The organism is Acidithiobacillus sulfurivorans (assembly GCF_018853815.1).
GTDB lineage: Bacteria > Pseudomonadota > Gammaproteobacteria > Acidithiobacillales > Acidithiobacillaceae > Acidithiobacillus > Acidithiobacillus sulfurivorans.
Genome location: NZ_JAAOMP010000073.1, coordinates 48,348 through 70,515, shown reverse-complemented (window position 1 = coordinate 70,515; position 22,168 = coordinate 48,348). Strand labels below are relative to the sequence as shown.

Below are 22,168 nucleotides of genomic sequence, written 5' to 3'. Positions count from 1 at the left end.
ACCAACACCTAACGAGGAATTTATGAGTCATTTACTTTTATCAAAGAAATCTTTATATATAGCAATAATGGCCACCGGTATGATCTATAACTATAACATATCAATGGCCTATGCAGATCAATCAGACAATAAACCAGCGATAAACATTGGTGAAGTTAATGGCCAAGCCAGTTCCACAGAAAAGAATAAAAAAGATAATAAAAAAGTAGACCTAAAATCTCCTGTACAGACAGTACATATTACCCAAAGAGATATTGAAGACAATACGCCTTCTGGAGGTAGTGTTGTTGAGGCAATCGCCGCAACAACCCCTGGGTTTCAGGCACGTCGTACAGGTACCGCCAGCGGTGCGAATCGCTACCAAACCCGTCTGAATGGTATTCAGATAGGCTTCGACGAAACTGGGCAGGCCGAGATGAATGGCAACCAGATTTTGATGGATGGTATACCGTTAAATAACCCTTTGGCATCTTACCACGGATTCTCAACCGCAGAGATTCCTATTTCTTCAATGTTTTCTGGTATTAACGTAGTCTACGGACCAGGAACAGCCAAGCAACACTGGTTTGACTCGATGGGCGGCACTATAGATTTTCGCACCAAATCTTCAGGTGAAAAACCTTCTGCCTTTATTGATATTGGTGCTGGGAGCTTCAATGCCTATAATGCGAGCACAGGTATTTCTACTGGTTCAATAGATGGCTGGAAAACTTATATAGCAGGCGGCTATACCAAAACCGGACAGGCACGAGTCAGCCCATCACTTACAGGACCATCTGAAAGCTCCGCAATCTTCATTAAGACTCAAAAGAAGTACCAGGGTGGAAAATTCTCTGCAGGATTTTACTTTAATCATACGGAAGAAAATCGCCCACATTTGATTCCTGTTTATCCATTTACAGGTGGATCAGTGAATGGTAATGGTGTAGAAGGTCCAGCCTTAGGCCAGGTTACTTCGGGTTTCTATTATACACCATCCAGCGATCTTTGGAGAAAACATGAGAAATATCTCACCTATCTCGGTTATCTGAAGCTTACTACCGATCTATCTAGTAATATTAAATTCCATAATGCAGTATGGTATCGCGCAGGGAACAGGCTTAAGGTTCGCGTTGATAGTTATGTCATGGCCCCAAAACTAGATACTGAGTATTACCCCACATCATCAGGAAATTTTGGTTATCGCGGTGACTTCACCATAAACCTGCCATTAAACAAAATTGATGTAGGCGGATACTATCAGCAAACCACCTATGATTCTTCATTTGCAGGATACGGATCATTTATTCCAGGACATGAGCTAGGAAGTAATAGTCCTGTCTATTATCGCGATGACCACGATCACTGGAGTGCGGCCAGCGCATTTTTGCAAGATAAAATAACACCGGTTTCTTTCCTGACCATAACACCAGGATTGAATCTTATAAATTATCATATTTCTATTAATAATGTCACGTCAGTCTCTTCTGCTGATTTGTTTCCTGGCGATACAATTGGGGACTTCCCTACTGTGGCTGGCGATACTGCCAATTTTACTAAAATCGCGCCTAGCGTGGCCGTTAATGCCACAATTACCCCTGCATTACATGCTTTTGCTACATGGTCACAAAACTATCAGACTCAAATTGATAGTGCCTACGGTGAAGGCGCTTCACATCCGGTTATTGCGCCTACTGAACCGGCCAAAATTAATTTTTATATGGCAGGATTAAAATATGCGCAAGGCCCACTGGAAGGACAGGTTTCATTTGTTCACCAGAAGCTCAGTGATCTGGCAGTTCAAATCACTCAAGCAGAATCACAAAATATTATTGTTGAACCTGCGAATGAAACGATCAATGGTCTAAATTTTTTATTAGCTTATGGACATAATCTAGGCTTTAATGCGCGATTGTTGGGAAGTATTCTCCATGGCACAGAAAATACAGTTGATGCCGCCGGACAGGCAGTAAATGGTGCCAGAGTAACTGGTCTTCCTACATATAATATCAACTTTGGACTAGGTTATCGCATGTATGCTGATCAAACCTTATGGAGCATCAGAGCGTTGGACAATTATCAGTCCGCCACATATCTTTCCAGCGATATTACTGCCTCTCCAACCACACTGCAGTTACCATTTTCAGCTGTCAACCTTGTGAATTTATCTTTATCCGCGAGAACCACCATGTTTGATCACGCCATTCCTGGACTAAAACTCATGCGGGTTTCGTTGATGTTAGACAACTTGCTCAATCGCAAATACAACGTCCAGGGATATGTTTCTGCTGGTGGTAATTACGGTACAGGCAGTGCGGGCAGTATTCTTGCCAGCCCGGGAACTCCTCGTGCAGTTTACGCTTCCATTACGGCATCTTTTTAGTTTAACCATTATTAAAAAATGCTGTAGACATGCCATCGGCCTTGCATCTTGCTTAATAATGCAGGGCCGATGGATTTATTCACATTCTGTGAAAACGGAGTTTCTCCATGCAATCCATCCACACCCACTTCGATAACCTCAAAATCAATTCCCAGCATCGGCGTATTGTCATGGCGGCGGGTCTCGGAATTTTTCTGGATGGTTATGATCTTTCCATCATTGCCGTGGCCTTGTTGCTACTCAAACCCCAATGGCATCTGGGGGCGGTACAGACCGGACTGTTGGGCGCTGCCACTCTGGCGGGGGCTGCTCTGGGCGGGCTGATTGGTGGCCGTATTGCCGACCGCTATGGCCGCAAAATTCTTTATTTAGTGGATGTTGCCACATTTTTTATTGCGGCCATCCTTTCCGGCTTCGCCTGGGATGTCAGTTCCCTCATCATATTGCGCTTCATATTGGGTATTGGTGTAGGTATGGACTACCCTTTGAGCTCCAGCTACATCGCCGAATTCATGCCCAAAATGCAACGGGGTAGCGGCCTTTCCTGGGCTTTTACCTTATGGATGATTGGTGCGGCCGTTTCCGCTGTTATCGGGCTCCTGCTTTTGCAAATCGGCCCCGAAGCCTGGCGCTGGATGTTTATCAGCGGTGCCTTACCCGCACTTGCCGTCCTCTGGTTACGCCGCAATCTCCCGGAAACCCCACGCTGGTATATTGCCCACAACCGTCCTCAGGATGCCTTAAAGGTTCTGCGGCAAATTTCTCCAGAAGCTGATAGTCAGGCACTGCATGCGGCAATTACTGCCCAGAAACAGGATGAACAACCCATTCGCGCCTGGGCAACCCTGTTTCAACCCGCCTGGATGCGCCGGACTTTATTGATATTGATTCCCTGGATGATGATGGATATTAGCGGTTATGGTCTGATTATTTATCTGCCTACCCTGCTGGGCAGTTTTGGCGTGCATTCGCATACCGCCGCGCTCCTGTGGAACGTCATTTTCGATCTGGTTGCCCTGGGTGGAATTGCTCTTCTGGCGTTGACCACCCGCAAAATTGGTCGTCTTTTGCCCCAGAATATTGGCTTTGCTTTGGATGTGCTGTTTTTGGGCACCCTCGGACTGGTGGCGCTGGTCGCACAACCCCCTCTCTGGTTACTGGCCATCACTTTATTTGGATATACCTTTTTCAATAATTTCGGGCCTGGATCCACCACCTGGTTTTTACCGGTGGAATTGTTTCCTACCGATTTGCGCGCTTCGGCACATGGTTTGGCCACGGCCTGCTCACGCGTTGCTGCAGCCACTTCTGTTTTCCTCCTGCCCTCAGTACATGCCGCAGTCGGTGATGGCTGGCTTATGTTAATACTGGCTTTTACGGCGCTAATCGGGTTGATCGTGACCATGCTGTTGGGTCGTAACCTGGAACCCGGAAATCGTAGCCTGGAGGAAATCAGCGAAACAGACCCGGAAGCGGCTCTGCAACCTGCGGCATAGTCATTGCCGACCAAGCTCATGCCTGTTATGATCCAGTCATCTATACAAGATGGATATTGACATGTCCAACAGCGCAAAAACCAACCCGCATTCAGTAGCACAACGCCCAGACTGGATGCGGGAACTGGCTGTAGCCAGTCTGGAGGATTTCCAGATGATTTCACCCATGGTTAAAAGCTGGCCAGATTATCAGATATTGGAAGGCCCGGAAGTCGGCAGCATCATGATTCACGGACGTATTGCCGGAAACGGATCACCATTTCCGGTGGGAGAATGCCGTATTACCCGCTGTATTGTGGAAGATGCCCAGGGCCATACCGGATATTCCTGGATATTGGGGCAGCACACTGAAAGAGCGTTGTGGGCGGCCCGATGGGATACCTTGTTGCAAGATTCGACCCATTTTCAAGCTCTGTGGAATCAGGCTATCCAACCCTTGCAACAAAAACGAATACGCAAAGAACAGGCGGTTGCGGATAAAATGCAGCGTACCCAGGTTCAGTTTTTCAGCATGGAAAACATGCGCACATGAAAACCCGGCAAAACCAGCAGATTTTCAGAACCCTGTTAAATGCCATGTCCGCACCGGGTCAAACTTTTGCGTTCGGCACAACAGAATTTTCTGACTGCTTATCATCAGCCCCCTTATCTCCTGCCTGTGCGGCTATTTGCCTGAGCTTGCTGGATGAGGCCAGCCCGATCAGCCTTTTCCAGATGCCAGAATCCGTAGCGTCTTGGCTACTCAAGCACTGTCGGGTCCCCATAAGCTCGCCAAAACAAGCTGTATTTGCGCTTGGCATGGGTAAACACTGGGATTGGGATCAAACCCTGCTGAATATTGGCAGTGAAGAAGAACCGGAAAAAGGGGCCACCCTGATTCTGGAGCTGGACAGCCTGGACGGTGGAGAGCCTCTACAGTTGACTGGTCCCGGCATTGCCAGCAGCCAAATAGCCGCCCCCCGGCTCTCACCTGGATTCATGACTTTCAGGCAGAAGCAGCAAGGCCTTTATCCTCGCGGGATAGATCTGATTTTATGCTGCGGGAATGAATGTCTTTGCCTGCCGCGCTCCATCAGCATCCACTCAGATATGGAGAATAAGTCATGTCCTATGTAGCCGCCAAAGGGGGTGCCCAGGCCATTCAGGCAGCCCATCAGCTGGTTGCTGAAAGAAATGCCCCAAATCCGGACGACCTGCAGGCACAAATCGCCCAGCACCTGCATTTGAGCATTGATCGCATCATGGCCGAAGCCTCACTGTACGACCGGGACATTGCCGCAAAAGCCCTTCTGCAAGCTCAGGGCGACAGTATTGAAGCGGTGTTTATTGTTCGCGCCTATCGCGCCACATTAAGTCGTTTTCTGGATTCAGCCCCCCTCAATCTTGGCCACGCCAATATGCAAAGACATATATCCGCTGCATTCAAGGATATTCCCGGAGGCCAGCAACTCGGGGCCACCTATGATTACTCCCATCGTCTGCTGGGTTACTTCCAGAATCTGCAGGGGCCAGATGAATCAGCAGCGCACGCTGCTATCCCCAGTGCCGATACCAAAGCACCCAATACTCATAAAAAGTCAGGCGTCATGGACATTCTCGAAACAGAGGGTCTGATTGAAAAAAGCTCTACCGAACCGGCAGATGCAGAAAATCGGGACATCACCCAAATCCCGCCCGGTTTTCCTGCCAGTCGTGCCCAGCGCTTGCAAACATTGGCGCGGGCGGATGAAGGTTTTGTGCTCGGCATGGCCTACTCTACCCAACGCGGCTATGGGCAAAATCACCCTTTTATTGCCGAATTAAGCCATGGCTCGGTCAATGTCGAAATCTGCCCGCCAGAACTGGGCTTCAGCCTCTGCATCGGTACCATAGAAATGACAGAATGCCAGATGATCAACCAATTTCAGGGAGACTCTCCGGAAACGGCCACCTTTACCCGAGGCTACGGGCTGGTTTTTGGACACAATGAACGCAAGGCCATCGCCATGGCGTTGCTCGACCGTGCCTTGCGCGCTCAGGAACTCGGCGAAAAGGTGGAAGCGCCTGCACAAGATGAAGAATTTGTGCTCAGTCATTGTGATAACGTGGAAGCCACCGGTTTTGTGGAGCATCTGAAACTTCCCCACCATGTGGATTTTCAGAGTGAAATTTCGACATTACGGGCTCTGCGCGCCCAATCACTCAGCACAACGGCAAGACACGATGATACCCTATAACTTTGCTTATCTGGATGAAAACAGTAAACGGGCCATCCGCCGCAGCCTGCTCAAAGCGGTTGCCATTCCTGGCCACCAGATTGCCTTTGCCAGCCGGGAAATGCCTCTGCCCTATGGTTGGGGAACAGGAGGCATCCAGATTACTGCTGCAATTATCGGGAAGGATGATAGGCTCAAAGTCATCGACCAGGGCGCAGATGACACCACCAATGCCGTTTCCATCCGCCATTTTTTTCAAAGCGTAGCCGGAATCGCCACGACTACCGAAACCCGGCAGGCCAGCATCATCCAGACCCGCCACCGGATCCCGGAAACACCACTGTGTGCTGACCAGATCATCGTCTATCAGGTCCCCATGCCCGAGCCGCTCTTCAAGCTGGAACCACGCCGCACGGAAACCCGAATTTTGCACGCCATGGCCGATTACAGCCTGATGTATTTACAACTTTATGACCATATTACCCGCTATGGCCGCGTTGCTATCGGCTATGATTACCCCGTCATGGTGCATGACCGCTATCTGATGTCGCCCTCCCCCATTCCGGCGTTTGATGTTCCGAAAATGCACATGAATCCCGCCCTGCAACTTTTTGGTGCCGGCCGCGAAAAACGCCTCTACGCCGTTCCTCCTTATACCCGCGTCGTGCCCCTGGCCTTTGAGGATTACCCCTTTGCCCCGCTGCAGGCACAAGCTCCCTGCGCCATTTGCGGATCGACCAGTTCCTACAAGGACGAAATCATTCTGGACGACAACGGTAAAAGGCAGTTTGTCTGTTCTGACACCGACTATTGTGGGCGAACATCATGCCAGTAAACACTCAACCCGCACTGGCCGCCCGAAACCTGTATTTTCAGTTTGGCAAGCAGCCAGTAATTCGTCAGGTGTCTCTGGAATTGTATCCTGGCGAAGTTCTAGCCATTGTTGGCGAAAGCGGTTCGGGCAAATCCACTTTGCTGAACCTGCTTTACGGCACCTTGCCCCCCACGCAGGGTGAAATACAGGCCACCACTCCGGATCTGGGCTTGCGTCCTATGTCTGAACTCAGCAGACAGACACTCAGGCATCTGCAACGCACTGCCTGGGGTTTTGTCTGCCAGAATCCCCGCGATGCCCTGCGCATGGAAATCAGCGCTGGCGGCAATATCGTCGAAAGACGCATGATCATGGGCTTGCGCCATTATGGCCAGTTGCGCGAGGAAGCCCTGTACTGGTTGCAAAAAGTTGAAATTGATCCGGCCCGCCTGGATGATTTACCCGAGACCTTTTCTGGCGGCATGTTGCAGCGTCTGCAGATCGCCCGAACGCTCATCAGCCAGCCCGCTCTGCTCTATCTGGACGAACCCACCAGCGGTCTGGATGTTTCCGTACAGGCCGCCTTACTCGACTTGCTCCGTAAACTCGTCGTCACTGAAAACATGGCCGTACTTCTGGTCACTCACGATCTGGCAGTAGCCCGCCTCCTCGCCCAGCGTATTGCGGTCATGCGTCAGGGCGAAATCATTGAAGAAGGGCTGGCCGATCAGGTGCTGGATGACCCGCAGCATCCCTACACCCAACTTTTGGTCAGTTCGGTGCTCCCGGCATGAATATTCTGGAAGTCGAACAACTCAGCAAAAAATTTGTGTTGCATCTGCGCGGCGGCTTGAATCTGCCTATTTTGCGCCATATAGAATTGCGCGTTGCTGCCGGTGAGTGCATCGCGCTGGTCGGCGCTTCGGGCAGTGGCAAATCATCGCTACTGAGAACAATATACGGCAATTATCGGGCAGAATCCGGTTCCATCCGTTTGCGAAACGGTCAGGATATGGTGGATATTTTGCAAAGCAGCCCCCGCGAAATCATCACGTTGCGGCGACACGTCATGGCTTATGCCAGTCAGTTTCTGCGGGTAATACCCAGAGTCTCCACCCTGGAGCTCGTCGCGCAACCGCTGACCGATCAGGGCATTGATACGCAAACGGCCATGAAACGCGCCGCTGAGATATTGCTGGAACTGAATTTACCGAAGCATCTCCATGCGCTGCCTCCCGCCACCTTTTCCGGGGGAGAACAGCAACGGGTAAATCTGGCCAGAGCTTTTGTCGGTCAACACCCCCTGATTCTGCTCGATGAACCGACGGCTTCTCTGGATGGTCACAACGCCACAGCCGTCAAAAACCGGATTCTCCATGCCAAAAAAACCGGTCGTGCGGTGCTGGCCGTGTTTCATGATCCAGACCTGGTTGCCCAAGTGGCTGATCGTCAATATTCCATCCCATCCCTATCGGAGCATGCTTCATGAAAACCCTGGCCTTCAGCAATTTCCGTATGGTTCTGGAAGATCGCATGGTTCATGGCGCTCTGACACTGGATGAAAACGGTAAAATCATAGCACTGGAAGAAGATCCACATCCCCGACCCGGCAGCGAAGATGGACAGGGCGACTGGTTGTTACCCGGACTGGTGGATGTGCACACCGACAATCTCGAACGCCAGGTGCAACCGCGCAGCAACGTGCGCTGGCCTTCACGTTCCGCTTTTCTGGCCCATGACAGCCAGTGTGCAGCTGCAGGCATCACCACCGTGGCTGATGCCCTTTGTGTGGGAGATGCCGGCTTTGAAAGCCAGCGTATCCAGACGCTTCGCGATGCGGTTGTAGACCTGACTTTTCTGGATGAACAAGGGTTATTACGTTCCGACCACGTGCTGCATCTGCGCTGTGAACTCCCCACACCCAATATGCAGCAATTGTTTGAAACGGCAATGGCTCAAGCCCCCGTACACATGATCAGCATCATGGACCACACCCCCGGCGTCGGTCAGCACGCCAATCTCGACAAATTCCGCGAAGGAAGGCGTGGTGATGGATACAGCGAGGCCGAACTGGATCAGATGATTGAGGAAGCCCAGCAACGTCGGGAAATCCATAGTGAAATCAACCGTCATTACCTTCTCGAAAAATTACGCGGGAGGGGTTTGCAGATCGCCAGCCACGACGACCGGACGGTTGAAGAAATTCAGCGAAACGCCACAGATGGTATTCGTATAGCCGAATTCCCGGTGAGTATGGAAGCCGCACAAGAAGCCAGAAGGCTGGGCATGGCCACAGTCGCAGGCGCGCCCAACGTGGTGCGCGGTGGCTCCCATTCCGGCAATGTCGCTGTACGCGATCTGGTTGCCGCCGGGTTGGTGGATGTTCTCGCCTCGGACTACGTCCCGCACGCGTTGCTGGAAGCAGCCTTTGCTCTGACCCGCATGGGCCTGATCAAACTCCCTGAAGCGGTGCAAATGGTCAGCCTCGCACCGGCCCGCATGCTCGGGCTGGAAGATCGTGGCGCTCTGCAAATCGGCATGCGCGGCGACCTGCTCCGGGTTCGGGACTTCGACAACCATCCTTTATTGCGTGCAGTCTGGAAAGCTGGCGAAAGAATGGCCTGAGCCCATGCGTGTCGCCATTTATTACCTGCCAGAAGCCGATGATCCCCTATGGGTAGCGGGCAGCCATTGGTTGGGTTGGGACTCCGAAACTGCCCAGGCAAGACAGAGACCCCCAATTCATGGCCTCGCAGAGGCTTCGCGACGCGCCAGTCGTTATGGTTTCCATGCCACCATCAAAGCCCCCATGTCCCTGCAGGGCAAGCTGGACGATCTGCTTGCAGCACTAGAACAACAGCTGGCTGAAACTCCGGCGTTTTTCCTGCCTCCCTTGCATTTGTGTCAGGAAGAAGGCTTTGTTTCCTTGCGTCTCAGCCAACCCTGTCCTGAATTACAGGCATTGGCAGATGCCTGCGTGCGCAACCTGGAACCCTGGCGTCGTCTTTACACTGACGCAGAGCTCGCGGCAAGAAACCAGAAGATAAAGCTTCCCCGGCAGCGGGAATACCTGGAAAGATGGGGTTATCCCTATGTATTTGAGGAGTTTGTTTTTCACATGACCCTCAGCGACCGACAAACGGACACGCGTTTGCTCAATACCGCCAGCAAGTATTTTGGTGACATTCCCAAGCAGCCACGCCTTTTACATAGCCTCGCATTAGCCTGTGAAACAGATCCGAACGCACCCTTTACCCTTTTGCGCCGCCTGCCCCTCGCTCCGGCGGCTCCCGCCCCCCCCCAAGATAAACCATGAAACCCCTGCTGGTTCTGGTAGTGGGTCCTTCCGGTGCGGGCAAGGATTCGGTTATTCGCGGCGCAGAAGCCACATTGAAAAATGACCCACGCTTTTATTTCGCCCAGCGAATGGTCACCCGCAATACCCCACAGGCTGGAGAAATCAACATCAGTCCCGAAGCATTCAGGCAACGCGCTGAATCCGGTTATTTTGCCAAAACCTGGGACGCGCACCAGCTATCCTACGGCCTGCCCTGGTCGGAATTGCAACCCCAAAACGCCGCTGTGCAGATTATCATCGCCAATGTTTCGCGCACCGTATTGAATGATCTGCTTGCGGAAGATGGTGGACATGTTTTATATATCACCGCTTCATCAACGGAAATTCGCCGCCGCCTGGAAAAACGTCATCGTGAAAGTGCTGCATCCATCAACGAACGCCTGTGTCGTCACATTCCCCTGTCGGAGCATTTGCCTATGACCACCATCAGTAATGATGGATTGCTGGAAGATGCCATCAAACAATGTGTACACAGCCTCATCAAACTGCTGGAACACCCATGATCAGCACCAGCAAAGTGCAATTCGTCCCCGGAATCACCATCTGGAAACAAATTGTCGATGATCTGCAGGCCCGCATAGATTCCGGCGAACTTGTCGAAAACCAGAAACTGCCAGGCGAAGCAGATCTGGCCAAGGCTTACGGAGTCAATCGCCACACCATGCGTCGCGCCCTGCAGGAACTCGCGGCCATGGGCAAAGTGCGGATTCAGCATGGTCGCGGCAGTTTTGTTGCCAAGCATGTGTTTGACTATGAACTGGTCGAAAGGCCGCGCTTTTCGGAATGGGTTAAAAAGTACAATAAACCCGGCAACAATGACATTCTGGAGGCGGCCATACTGAATCTGGCAGAGCTTCCTGAATTGGCGCGCATTCAGCAATATGGCGTCTTCCCGGAATATCCCCAGGTTGCCATGATCAAAACCCTTGGCCGGGTTGGCGAAGAGCCCATTTCCATCGCCAGACATCTCTTTTTCGGGGAAGCCCTGCTGGCCTTGGTTGAAGATCTTCACGCCGGACGCGGTATCACTGAATCCCTGCGGCAGCATGGCGTACACGATTATACCCGCATGCGCTCCACCATTTCGGCAGCCATGTCCGGTCCCCAGGAGCGGGATCTGCTGAAAGTCGAAAAAGGTGAAATCGTTTTTGTCTGTGAAAACGTCAACGTCGATATGACCGGAGTAGGCATAGAATTCTCAACGGTCATTTATCCGTCTTCACGGGTGCGTCTGGTTTATGAGCCGGGTTGAGCGGGTTTTTGTCAGAATAAACGCCGGCTTCTGCCATTTCCGCTCCGAATAAAATGCTGGCCCAGGCCACATACAACCAGAGCAAAAATACCGGAAAAGCGCCCAGCGCCCCGTAAACTGTTTCAAACGTCGAAAAGCGCAAATAGGCGGATAGCCCGAATTTATCCAGTTCAAACAAAAGGGCTACCGTCATACCCCCCAGCAGCGCATCCCGCCAGCGCGGGGCTGCTGCGGGCAGAATCTTGTACAGCAGCAGCATCATCACCGTCACCACTAAAAAAGTCAGGACATGACTGAAAAACGGCGGCAGCACGGGAATATTACCCAAATATTTCAATAAGGGTTGCAAAGGACCCAGCAGAGGCAGGAGCAAGGCCACACTCAGGGGCGCCACGACCAGCATGGCCAGATAACGCAAAACCCGGCACCACCAGCAATGGGGCGCAACCCCCCAGATGGCATTCAGATGCCGCTCTACCGCATGCAGCAGAAACACCGCCGTTAGCGATAAACCGATTATCCCCAGCAACCCCAGTTGCGTACCCTTGGCGGCCAGTAAATTCACCTCATGAAGAATGGTATAACCCGTCTGCGGAACAAAGCTGCGCAATATCAGACGATCCACCTGAGTTCGATGCATCACGCTGAAACCCACCAGATTCCACATGCTGAATACCAGCACTGCCAGCGGAATCAAACCAAATAAAGTCGTATAGGACAGCAAACCAGCCCGATCAATGCAGTCATCTTTCCAGAAGCCATGCCAGGCCCGATACCAGCGAAAGCCGAAACGAAGCAGCAAACCGGTACGGGCAGGAGGCTGTGGGCGCGGACCAGCTTCCTTTTTACCAAAACACTGTTGGCCTTCTTTCTGATCGGTGCTCACAAAGACGCCTCCCTGTCCAGACAATGACGAATAAATGGAATGGTCAGTTGGCGTTGCTGCTCCCAACTGCGGGCATCCAGCATCTCCAGCAAGGACTCCAGCACAGCCATATCCCGCGACTGATGACGCAGCACATACCGGGCAACGTCCCGGTCCATGCGCAAGCCGCGACGCTGGGCCATGGCCTGCAAAATATGCAGCCGCTGCACATCATCGGGTAATTGCAGTGCCATCGGCACACAAACACTGAACCGGCTCGCCCAATCCGGCAGGGTCCAGGCTAGTTGCCGGGGTGCTTCCCGACCCGCCAGCAGCAAGGGCCGGGCGCGATGAAAACGTTCATTATAAAGGCCATACAAAAACCTCTCTTGATCTACCTGACCTGCCCAGGCATCCACATTATCCAGACAGAGCAAAGGCGCATCCACCAGACTGGCAAAAGTCTCCGGCAGCGCCAGTTCAACAAAGGACTGCATCATTTCGGCGCATTCAATGTAAGGTACCCAACCTACACTGCTTTGGGCAGCACCCTGTAATAAATGGCTTTTACCAACGCCCCCCGGCCCGTGCAAATAAAGTCCAAACACCTGTACTGGCGGTACCAGCAGACTACGCACGGCATTCAATGCCGCAGTGTTGGGCTCTGGACAAAAATCATCCAGCGTTGCGCCGCTTCGCAACCCCAAAGGCAAGCGCATCTGGCCATTGGCGAGCATCAGCAGCGCCTGAACGACAAAAAACGTAAGCCTTCAGGGCTTACCCGGGGGAAACTATCATGGCTTGGCATGACTCCAGAAGCTAGGCAAGGGACCCTTGGCTGTCAAGCAGATTCTTATCTATCATTCTACCCTCTGAAACCGCGCGAATAGGCTGCAGCACTGTCAGACGACCAGCAGGTCGTTTGCAGCCATCCCTGCCACTGACTACAATCACAGGGATTCATTCCCAACCGACCAGCAGGAGAGTAGAGCAATGTCTGAATATAAAGTACGTGAAGAATTGAAGCCCAGCGGTCTTGACGGCATTTCCGACGCCCAGATCAACGATCACTGGGGCTTGTACACCGGCTATGTCAACCAGAGTAATGCCCTGCACAAAGAACTTGAGGAAATGCGTGCGGCTGGCAAAACTGCTTCCCTGACCTATGCCGACCGTCGTCGTCGTTTTGGTTTTGAATACAACGGCATGGTTTTGCATGAATACTACTTCGCCCAGATGAAACCCGGCGTCAGCATGGATCAGGCTCCCGGCTTCAAGGCTGCAGTCACCGAACAGTTCGGCAGCGCCGAAGCCTGGCACGAAGACCTCATGGCTGCAGCCAAAAGCCGCAGCATTGGTTGGGCGATTGCCTATTACGATGGTACTACCGGCCAGATCAACAACCATTTCGTCCAGTTGCACGAAGATGGCAACATTGGCGGCTTTGTCCCCCTGGTCATTGTGGACGTGTTTGAACATGCTTACATGGTTGACTGGAAAGCCCTGGGGCGCGGCGATTACCTGGCAGCACTGCACAAAAACATGAACTGGAGTGTCATTGAAGCACGCTTCCAGGCAGCCAAAAGCGGACAGATTTTCAAGCGCTTCTGATCGGTTACCGGGGTAACCCTGACGCCCAGTGACTTGGGACGTCGGAATGAAGAGCGGCCTGGCCGCTCTTTTTTTTTGACAGCAGCCAGCCCCCCTCATAACATGACCCGAAATTGACGGAGGAACTTGCTGTGGACAGCCCCAAACCGCTTAGTTATCGCAGTGCAGGAGTCAACATTGACGCAGGAAATGCGCTGGTTGACCGGATCAAACCCCTCGCCCGCAGTACCCACCGCCCCGGTGTGCTTGGCGGCATTGGCGGCTTTGGTGGACTTTTTGAATTGCCCACCGGTTATCGCGAACCGGTAATGGTATCCGGAACCGATGGCGTCGGCACCAAATTGTTGCTGGCCCTCGAAGCCCAACAGCATGATGGGATCGGCATCGATCTGGTGGCCATGTGTGTCAACGACATTCTGGTTTCCGGTGCTGAACCGCTCTGGTTTTTGGATTACTACGCCTGCGGACAACTGGATACTACTGTTGCCGAAGCCGTCATCACCGGTATTGCCGAAGGGTGCCGTCAGGCGGGCTGTGCCCTGCTCGGTGGCGAAACCGCCGAAATGCCCGGCATGTACCCCGGCGGTCATTATGACCTGGCGGGCTTCGCTGTCGGTATCGTCGAAAAAAGCGAAATATTGACCAGTGATGCCTGTCTGGAAGGCGACGCTCTCATTGGCATTGCCTCATCCGGCGCCCACAGTAATGGCTACTCCCTCATCCGTGAAATTCTGGTCCGCAGCGGAGCCCATGCGCATATTCAGTTGAATGGCGAAGCTCTGGTCGAACTCCTGCTGCGTCCCACCCGGATTTACGTGCAGGCTATTCAGAATCTGCGTAAAGTCGTCAGCGTCCACGCCCTCGCCCACATTACCGGCGGGGGACTCACCGAAAACCTGCCCCGCTCCCTACCCGCCCAGCTGAGCGCCCACATCAATCCCCAAAGCTGGCAAACCCCTGCGCTTTTTCAGTGGTTGCAGGAGCAAGGTCAAGTCAGCACCGAAGAAATGCGGCGGGTATTTAATCTCGGCATTGGCATGGTCGCTATCGTCCCCTGGGAATCCCGGCAAAACGCCCTTGAATCCCTGCAGGCCAGCGGTGAAGAAGCTTACGTTATTGGCCAGTTGGCCCTTCGTCAGGCTGATGAGGGGGTCGTTTTTCTTGACTAAAAAACTGGTGCTGCTGATTTCCGGGCGCGGCAGCAATTTACAAAGCATCCTGCGGGCCTGTCAGACCGGAGGAATACCCGATACGGAAATCGCCGCAGTCATCAGTAATCGGGTCGAAGCCCCCGGATTGATTGTGGCTCAGGCAGCAAGTATCCCCACCGAAGTCACAGACCATCGTGCCTTTCCCAGTCGCGCCGGATTTGATACTGCGCTGCAGCAGCAGATTGACCGATACGCTCCAGACCTGGTAGTGCTTGCCGGTTTTATGCGGCAACTGACAGATACTTTTGTGGAGCATTATCCGGGACGACTGGTGAATATTCACCCTTCCCTGCTGCCCGCCTTTCCCGGTCTGCACACCCATGCCCGCGCCATCGCTCAGGGTGTCTGCTGGCACGGTGCCAGCGTCCATTTTGTTATCCCGGAGCTGGATGCCGGCCCGGTCATCATTCAGGCTGCCGTACCAGTCCATAAGGATGACGATCCGGCCCGACTGGCCGCAAGAGTTCTCGCTGCCGAACACGAAATTTATCCCCAGGCTTTGAGCGCCGTTCTGAGCGGCTGGTGCAGCCTGGAGGAAGGCCGGGTTCGTTGGTCAAAACCTGCTCCTTCCTGCGCGGATACAGCCATCAATCCGGTTTTTACAGGACCGTCATCACCCTAAAAAACTGTCACTGTCCATTCAGACAATGCACTGAACCGGAAACCTCCACAGACATCGCCGATTCACCGGGAGCACTTGCCACTGGAGCACGAACCGCCATCATCACCACTGGCCCGGGAGAACTGCGTAACGCATTAATCTGTACAGAATTCAGCACGCTTTGCGAATAACCAAAATCCTTACAATAGTTATTCGCACGCAGCTTAAAGCGCTGAATAGCCTGATGGGCTGCTGCCGTTGCAGCGCTTTCACGGGCACTTTCGGTAGGGGCGGCCTGCATGGAAACCAGCTCCAGACGGGATTGTAAATCTCCCAGGAGCTGATCCAGCCGGGAGGATTGTGGAGTGCTGACCTGCAAAGTCTGCTGTACGGTCCAGCCATCAGGTTTACCATCCACATAATCACGTTGAGTGTGATAATTCATCGTCTGCGCCTGCACATGATCGACTTTCCCCGTCTGCTGCAAGGCCCAACGCATTTTTGCGTTCACTTTTTGCGCCAGCTCTGCAGCATTTACCCCGTTGGCACTGGCCTGCAACTGCGCAACCATGAGCGTATTAGGCACATGATAAGCTTGTTGCACGCTGAGATTTATTTCCTGAGCAGCAGTCCTCGCTGAAGCCAACAGCGAAACGGGTAATAAACCCCATAGCATCATTTTCATTGAATTTTTCATTTAGCCTCGCGCTCCATTCAGTAACTTACCCATTTTAAGAACCTTCGCTATTTCGCCGGTAATCATACCAGAGTGCCCCCGATAATAGGGAATAGCTTGTCTACAGCCATTTCCTTGACTATCTTTTATTCAGAGTCTTTACTCTGATTTATCTGGAGAGAATCCTATGACTGCGAAATACACACGTTTTTTTAATGAGATTCGCATAGAAGATGTGCCCTTGGTCGGTGGTAAAAATGCTTCTCTGGGAGAGATGTATCGCCAACTCACGCCGCAGGGAGTGAAAGTACCCAACGGCTTTGCCATTACCGGCGACGCCTATCACTATTTACTGGATCAGGCCGGTGCCTGGCCAAAGCTGCATGAAGCACTGGACGGCCTGGACCCCGATGACGTTCGGGATCTGGCCAAACGGGGTGCCAAGGCTCGTGAAATTGTCTACAGCGCGCCCCTTCCCGAAGATTTGCAAAACGAAATTTTGGCCGCTTACGCCCAATTACGTCAGGAATACGGAGATACACTGTCTCTAGCCGTGCGTTCTTCCGCTACCGCAGAAGATCTGCCTACGGCGAGTTTCGCTGGACAGCAGGACACTTATCTGAACATTTCCGGAGCGGTCGCTTTGCTGGATGCCTGTCGACGTTGCTTTGCCAGCCTGTTTACCGACCGGGCCATTCATTATCGCGTTGATCAGGGTTTTGATCATTTCAAGGTGGCTCTATCGATTGTCATCATGAAAATGGTGCGCTCCGATCTCGCCACCAGTGGCGTCATGTTTTCGCTGGACACTGAAACCGGTTTTAGAGATGCCGTATTTATTACGGCATCCTGGGGTTTGGGTGAAAATGTCGTCCAGGGAACCGTCAATCCCGATGAATATTATGTTTTCAAGCCCTCGTTCCAGAAAGGGAAAAAGGCCGTTTTGCGCAGAGTGCTCGGCAGCAAAAAAATCAAAATGATTTATACCGAGGGAGACACCCGCCATGGTACCCGCAACGTACCTACGCATCTCGATGAGCAAGAACGCTTTTGTCTGAATGATGCGGATATATTTATCCTGGCTGACTATGCCATCAAAATTGAAAATCACTACAGCCAGAAAATGGGCGAAAGCCGACCCATGGACATGGAGTGGGCAAAAGACGGTCTGGATGGTGAAATTTACATGGTTCAGGCCAGACCGGAAACCGTTGCTTCGCAAAAAAAGGGACAAATTCTGGAGGAGTATATTCTGGGTGAACGCGGGAAAATTCTGGGCAGAGGCCGCGCCGTGGGCAGCAAAATTGCTTCCGGACCCGTCCGGATTATTCGTAGCCTTGAACATCTCGCCGAGTTTCGCCCCGGTGAAATACTGGTAGCAGACACCACCACGCCAGATTGGGAACCGGTCATGAAAAATGCGGCGGCGGTCATCACCAATCGCGGCGGACGCACCTGCCACGCCGCCATCATCGCCCGTGAACTGGGTATTCCGGCGGTAGTAGGCGCAGAAACGGCTACCGAAATACTGCATGACGGTGAACCTGTCACGGTTTCCTGTGCGGAAGGCGATATGGGAAACATTTATGCGGGTCAATTGCCGTTTACCGTTCAGCATACCGATCTGGCCGCACTCCCCAGACCCAAAACCAAAATCATGATCAATCTGGGCAACCCGGAAATAGCTTTCCAGACGGCCAATCTACCCAGCGATGGTATTGGTCTGGCGCGGATGGAATTCATCATCAGCAATACCATCAAAGCGCATCCCATGGCCTTGCTGTACCCGGAAAAGGTAAAAGACCCACAGGAGCGTCTGGCCTTGGCGAAGCTCACCCAAGGCTACACGCAGCCCCAGGATTTTTTTGTGGAACGGCTATCAGAGGGAGTCGGCACCCTGGCTGCCGCTTTTTATCCCAAACCGGTAGTGGTACGCATGTCTGATTTCAAAAGCAACGAATATGCCTCATTGCTTGGGGGGCGCGGCTTCGAACCCGATGAAGACAATCCCATGCTGGGCTTTCGGGGCGCCTCCCGCTATGCACATCCAGCGTACAGAGAAGGTTTTCATCTGGAATGCCTGGCCATGAAAAGAGTGCGCGAAACCATGGGCCTGGATAATGTCATTTTGATGCTGCCTTTTGTACGCCGCGTGCAGGAAGCTGATGACGTTCTTGCGCAAATGGCAGAATTTGGCCTGAAGCGCGGCGAAAATGGCCTGAAAATTTATGCCATGTGCGAAGTTCCCAATAACGTAATTTTAATTGATGAGTTTGCCCAACGCTTTGACGGATTTTCCATTGGCAGTAATGATCTCACCCAGCTCACACTCGGGGTTGATCGGGATTCGGAGATCGTCGCGTTTGACTACGACGAGCGGGACGAAGGGGTAAAAATCATGATCCGCCTCGCTGTGGATGGCTGTAAACGGCATGGTATCCATTCTGGAATTTGTGGTCAGGCTCCTTCAGACTATCCGGAAATGGCTGAGTTTCTGGTCAATATCGGCATTGAATCTATGAGCCTCAACCCGGATTCCGTACTGAAAACCACCCTGCATATTCTGGAACTGGAAAAGCGAGAAACCTCTTGAACATTCAACCCGTGCTGTTAGTCATTTTTGATGGTTTCGGCCTGAATCCCAATCGGGCTTACAACGGCTGGGCACAGGCCCACACGCCGCATCTGGATCATTACTTTGCCAGTTTCCCCCATACCGCCCTGCAGGCATCCGGGCGGGCAGTGGGCCTGCCCGATGGACAATTTGGAAACTCGGAAGTCGGTCATTTGACACTGGGCTCAGGGCGCATACTACTTCAGGACATGGTCCGCATATCAGACAGTCTGGCTGATGGCAGCTTTGCCAACATTCAGAATTGGCAAAATATTTTACAAAATACCCGGCGCCTGCACCTGGTTGGGATGGTCTCTGATGGCGGCGTGCATTCCCATATTGACCATTTGCTGGAGATTCTACCCCTGGTGGTTCAGGCGGGTGTGGAACCGATCATCCACATGATTACGGATGGGCGGGATACAGCCCCGCAATGTGCGAATGTTTTCGTCCAGATACTGGAAAAGCGCCTGCACGAGCTGGGCAGTGGTAAAATCGCCAGCGTATGTGGTCGCTATACCGCCATGGATCGGGCCAGCCATTGGGATCGCACCCAAAAAGCCTGGGCTGCCTTACTGAAAGGTGAAGGGCTGCATTCAGCGACAGCTCAATCGGCTGTTCAGGAAGCCTGGCAACGCGGGGAAGGAGACGAATTTATTCAACCCACCGTCATTGGCAATCCGCAGGAAAACCGTATTGCCCCCAATGAATCTGTATTCTTTTTCAACTTTCGCTCTGATCGTATGCGGCAATTGAGTGCCGCCATGGCCATGCCCGAATTTGAACATTTTGATCGCGGTTCAGAAAACGCCAGAGCCGCCTTATGCATGACTTCTTATAATGACGCCTATCCCTTTCCAGTCCTGTTCCCGCCGGAAATCCCGGTAAAAGTTTTGGCGGAAATCATCAGTGACGCCGGTCTGCAACAATTCCATTGTGCAGAAACGGAAAAATATGCGCATGTCACCTATTTTTTCAACGGTGGCCGCGAAGCAGCCTTCAAGGGAGAAGATCGAGAAATCATTCCTTCTCCACAGGTAGCCACCTATGATCTCCAGCCGGAAATGAGTGCGGCCAAAGTCGCAGATCGTATTATTGCAGCGCTGGAAAGCGACCAATATCACTTTGTCATTGTCAATTTTGCCAATGGTGACATGGTCGGTCATACCGCTAAAATCCCGGCCATTCTCCGCGCGGTAGAAACCCTCGATCTACAATTTCATCGGGTCACACAGGCAGCTCGTCAGCACGGTTTCAAAATCATCCTGACGGCTGATCACGGAAATTGCGATGAAATGGTCGATCCAGTGAGCGGTGAACCCCATACCCAGCACACTGTCTATCCCGTACCCATGCTCCTGATTGGTCATGGAGGCGCAAAGTTGGGAATTGGCCGGGGTACCGCTGATATTGCGCCAACCATTCTCGATCTTATGGGACTTTCCCAGCCCTCTGAAATGACGGGGAGAAGTCTGATTCTCCGGGACAAGCTGCGTTGAATCCAGATCCAACAGCCGACATCCACGCAAGCACGGCCAATACGGTTAGATTAAAAAAACCCGCTGTACCACTTGTGGACACTGCGCACGCTATTCATCTTGATCATGCCGCAATGACCGACATACTCGACAAAAGCCCGATGTTACCCATCCACTATCGGATTTGGGCCTTGTCTACGGGAGGCACCCTTTTAAGTGGGGTTTCCATGTTTTTGCTGGGTGTCACCCTGCCGCTGGTAATTCCCCGCTTTCACATGCCGGCTACCAGTGTCGGCATGGTAGCTGCCATGCTCATGGGAGGAACCGTCATTGGTGCCCTGTTGGGAGGACATATCGCCGATCGTTGGGGCCGCAAACCGGTCATGATCAGTGATATGATTCTGCTGATTATTGCCGCCTCATTAGCGGCATTTGCACCCAATGCCACCATTCTGACCCAGGCAGAACTGTTGCTGGGCATCGGCATAGGCATGGATTTTCCGGTCGCCAGCAGCTATCTGGCAGAGTTTATGCCCCAGGGACGCCGGGGCAGAATGATGGCCGCGTCCATCGCTATCCAGTCCGTCGGCATGTTGGCGGGCGTCGCCTTGGCTATTCTCCTGCTTCAGAATGCTAAAACTGGCGATGATACCTGGCGTTGGTTACTGGCCGCAGAAATTCTGGTGGTGCTTCCCTATCTGATCGGACGTCTGGGTCTGCCGGAAAGTGTACGCTGGTGTATGGGCCATGGCCGCAATGCTCAGGCCGCAAAAATTCTTGCCCGCTTTGCCCCGGATAAAAAAAGCCAATTACTGCAGATTGCCCAACGCCTGGGTAGAAAACATCATCATGTTGCCAAAATTTTGCCTGGTCATCATTTGGGTGTCGCCACGTTATTTGCGCCGGAATATCGTCGGCGGACCCTGCTGGTCACCCTCCCCTGGTTTTTTATGGACATTGCCACCTATGGAATAGGTTTGTTCACCACCATTCTGCTTGGCAGCCTGCGTACCAATCTGCCCGAATTAAGCTCCACATTGGGGAAAGATCTCAGCAACGCGCTGGATAGTGGCAAGGTAGACCTGTTCCTGTTGCTGGGTTCATTGCTGTCGCTCTGGGCAGTGCCCAAACTGGGGCGCATTCATATGCAACTTATCGGTTTTGTGGGCATGATTACCGGAATGGGACTACTGCTCAGTGCTGCACAGCAGCATACGGGGAATGAAATCAGCCAATATTACCTGATCCTCGCTGGCTTCATGCTTTTCAATTTGTTCATGACCATGGGTCCTAATGCCACCACCTTTATTTTACCCACAGAAATGTATCCTACTCAGATACGCGCGTTCGGGTCCGGATTTGCCGCTGCAGTCGCCAAAATAGGTGCCACCATCAGCGTATTTTTACTACCACTCATTCAGGCAAACTGGGGGCTTTCAGCCGTGTTGATGCTCATGATTCTGGTGAGTTTGCTTGGTCTGGGAATGACCTGGACCTTCCGGGTCCAGGGCCATGGTAAAACCCTCGAAGAACATCATGGCCCGGAAGTGCCACAGTAGCTTCATGCACCCAAACCTGAATACGGCAGTTGGTCTGGGAGCTTTGCAGCGACTTTGGCCGGCGCCCTGCTGATTC

21 protein-coding genes are annotated in these 22,168 nt (G+C 52.6%); 18 read left to right on the top strand and 3 right to left on the bottom strand.

Features of this window, described 5'->3' with window-relative positions:
* The first annotated feature begins 22 nt into the window (after nucleotides 1–22).
* From HAP95_RS06410 to phnF, 12 genes are all read left to right on the top strand, one after another.
* Nucleotides 23–2,362: a TonB-dependent receptor gene (locus HAP95_RS06410; RefSeq protein ID WP_215883460.1), complete on the top strand. Its 2,340-nt coding sequence runs from the start codon at nucleotides 23–25 to the stop codon at nucleotides 2,360–2,362.
* Between the two features lie 107 nt (nucleotides 2,363–2,469).
* The gene (locus tag HAP95_RS06405) at nucleotides 2,470–3,858 is read left to right on the top strand and encodes an MFS transporter (RefSeq protein WP_215883459.1); all 1,389 of its coding nucleotides are present in this window, start codon (nucleotides 2,470–2,472) and stop codon (nucleotides 3,856–3,858) included.
* Between the two features lie 61 nt (nucleotides 3,859–3,919).
* The gene (gene phnG / locus HAP95_RS06400; RefSeq protein WP_215883458.1) at nucleotides 3,920–4,390 is read left to right on the top strand and encodes a phosphonate C-P lyase system protein PhnG; all 471 of its coding nucleotides are present in this window, start codon (nucleotides 3,920–3,922) and stop codon (nucleotides 4,388–4,390) included.
* Entirely contained in the window at nucleotides 4,387–4,974 is a 588-nt protein-coding gene (gene phnH / locus HAP95_RS06395; RefSeq protein WP_215883457.1) for a phosphonate C-P lyase system protein PhnH, read from the top strand. Before phnG ends, phnH begins: the two co-directional genes overlap by 4 nt.
* Nucleotides 4,962–6,074, top strand: coding sequence for a carbon-phosphorus lyase complex subunit (locus HAP95_RS06390; protein ID WP_215883456.1), 1,113 nt, complete (start codon nucleotides 4,962–4,964; stop codon nucleotides 6,072–6,074). Before phnH ends, HAP95_RS06390 begins: the two co-directional genes overlap by 13 nt.
* Entirely contained in the window at nucleotides 6,061–6,888 is an 828-nt protein-coding gene (locus HAP95_RS06385; protein ID WP_215883455.1) for an alpha-D-ribose 1-methylphosphonate 5-phosphate C-P-lyase PhnJ, read from the top strand. The genes HAP95_RS06390 and HAP95_RS06385 overlap by 14 nt, the downstream gene beginning before the upstream one ends.
* The gene (locus HAP95_RS06380; RefSeq protein WP_215883454.1) at nucleotides 6,879–7,661 is read left to right on the top strand and encodes an ATP-binding cassette domain-containing protein; all 783 of its coding nucleotides are present in this window, start codon (nucleotides 6,879–6,881) and stop codon (nucleotides 7,659–7,661) included. Before HAP95_RS06385 ends, HAP95_RS06380 begins: the two co-directional genes overlap by 10 nt.
* Nucleotides 7,658–8,356, top strand: a complete 699-nt coding sequence (gene phnL, locus HAP95_RS06375) for a phosphonate C-P lyase system protein PhnL (RefSeq protein ID WP_215883453.1) — start codon at nucleotides 7,658–7,660, stop codon at nucleotides 8,354–8,356. Before HAP95_RS06380 ends, phnL begins: the two co-directional genes overlap by 4 nt.
* The gene (locus HAP95_RS06370; RefSeq protein WP_215883452.1) at nucleotides 8,353–9,492 is read left to right on the top strand and encodes an alpha-D-ribose 1-methylphosphonate 5-triphosphate diphosphatase; all 1,140 of its coding nucleotides are present in this window, start codon (nucleotides 8,353–8,355) and stop codon (nucleotides 9,490–9,492) included. The genes phnL and HAP95_RS06370 overlap by 4 nt, the downstream gene beginning before the upstream one ends.
* 4 nt (nucleotides 9,493–9,496) lie before the next feature.
* Complete coding sequence (locus tag HAP95_RS06365) at nucleotides 9,497–10,183, top strand: DUF1045 domain-containing protein (RefSeq protein ID WP_215883451.1); 687 nt, start codon at nucleotides 9,497–9,499, stop codon at nucleotides 10,181–10,183.
* Nucleotides 10,180–10,728, top strand: coding sequence for a ribose 1,5-bisphosphate phosphokinase PhnN (locus HAP95_RS06360; RefSeq protein WP_215883450.1), 549 nt, complete (start codon nucleotides 10,180–10,182; stop codon nucleotides 10,726–10,728). Before HAP95_RS06365 ends, HAP95_RS06360 begins: the two co-directional genes overlap by 4 nt.
* On the top strand, nucleotides 10,725–11,477 hold the full coding sequence (phnF, locus tag HAP95_RS06355) for a phosphonate metabolism transcriptional regulator PhnF (protein WP_215883449.1): 753 nt from the start codon (nucleotides 10,725–10,727) through the stop codon (nucleotides 11,475–11,477). Before HAP95_RS06360 ends, phnF begins: the two co-directional genes overlap by 4 nt.
* Here the strand turns inward: phnF and HAP95_RS06350 are convergent.
* Both HAP95_RS06350 and hda read right to left on the bottom strand, forming a co-directional pair.
* On the bottom strand, nucleotides 11,431–12,363 hold the full coding sequence (locus HAP95_RS06350) for a YihY/virulence factor BrkB family protein (RefSeq protein WP_215883448.1): 933 nt from the start codon (nucleotides 12,361–12,363) through the stop codon (nucleotides 11,431–11,433). The genes phnF and HAP95_RS06350 overlap by 47 nt on opposite strands.
* Nucleotides 12,360–13,079: a DnaA regulatory inactivator Hda gene (gene hda, locus HAP95_RS06345; RefSeq protein WP_215883447.1), complete on the bottom strand. Its 720-nt coding sequence runs from the start codon at nucleotides 13,077–13,079 to the stop codon at nucleotides 12,360–12,362. The genes HAP95_RS06350 and hda overlap by 4 nt, the downstream gene beginning before the upstream one ends.
* Nucleotides 13,080–13,335: 256 nt before the next feature.
* On the opposite strand from hda, the gene HAP95_RS06340 reads away from it, so the two are divergent.
* The 3 genes from HAP95_RS06340 to purN all read left to right on the top strand — a co-directional run bounded on the left by HAP95_RS06340 (nucleotide 13,336) and on the right by purN (nucleotide 15,786).
* Nucleotides 13,336–13,953, top strand: a complete 618-nt coding sequence (locus tag HAP95_RS06340) for a superoxide dismutase (RefSeq protein ID WP_075322685.1) — start codon at nucleotides 13,336–13,338, stop codon at nucleotides 13,951–13,953.
* Between the two features lie 131 nt (nucleotides 13,954–14,084).
* Nucleotides 14,085–15,122: a phosphoribosylformylglycinamidine cyclo-ligase gene (gene purM, locus HAP95_RS06335; protein ID WP_215883446.1), complete on the top strand. Its 1,038-nt coding sequence runs from the start codon at nucleotides 14,085–14,087 to the stop codon at nucleotides 15,120–15,122.
* Nucleotides 15,115–15,786: a phosphoribosylglycinamide formyltransferase gene (gene purN / locus HAP95_RS06330; protein ID WP_215883445.1), complete on the top strand. Its 672-nt coding sequence runs from the start codon at nucleotides 15,115–15,117 to the stop codon at nucleotides 15,784–15,786. The genes purM and purN overlap by 8 nt, the downstream gene beginning before the upstream one ends.
* A 7-nt stretch (nucleotides 15,787–15,793) precedes the next feature.
* Here purN and HAP95_RS06325 read toward each other — a convergent pair whose 3' ends face one another.
* Nucleotides 15,794–16,462, bottom strand: coding sequence for an SIMPL domain-containing protein (locus HAP95_RS06325; RefSeq protein ID WP_215883444.1), 669 nt, complete (start codon nucleotides 16,460–16,462; stop codon nucleotides 15,794–15,796).
* A 166-nt stretch (nucleotides 16,463–16,628) separates the two neighbouring features.
* Between HAP95_RS06325 and ppsA the strand changes: the two genes are divergently transcribed.
* The 3 genes from ppsA to HAP95_RS06310 all read left to right on the top strand — a co-directional run bounded on the left by ppsA (nucleotide 16,629) and on the right by HAP95_RS06310 (nucleotide 22,092).
* Complete coding sequence (ppsA, locus tag HAP95_RS06320; RefSeq protein WP_215883443.1) at nucleotides 16,629–19,034, top strand: phosphoenolpyruvate synthase; 2,406 nt, start codon at nucleotides 16,629–16,631, stop codon at nucleotides 19,032–19,034.
* Nucleotides 19,031–20,554: a 2,3-bisphosphoglycerate-independent phosphoglycerate mutase gene (gpmI, locus tag HAP95_RS06315; protein ID WP_215883442.1), complete on the top strand. Its 1,524-nt coding sequence runs from the start codon at nucleotides 19,031–19,033 to the stop codon at nucleotides 20,552–20,554. Before ppsA ends, gpmI begins: the two co-directional genes overlap by 4 nt.
* A gap of 74 nt (nucleotides 20,555–20,628) precedes the next feature.
* On the top strand, nucleotides 20,629–22,092 hold the full coding sequence (locus tag HAP95_RS06310; RefSeq protein WP_368356561.1) for an MFS transporter: 1,464 nt from the start codon (nucleotides 20,629–20,631) through the stop codon (nucleotides 22,090–22,092).
* Nucleotides 22,093–22,168 lie beyond the last annotated feature (76 nt).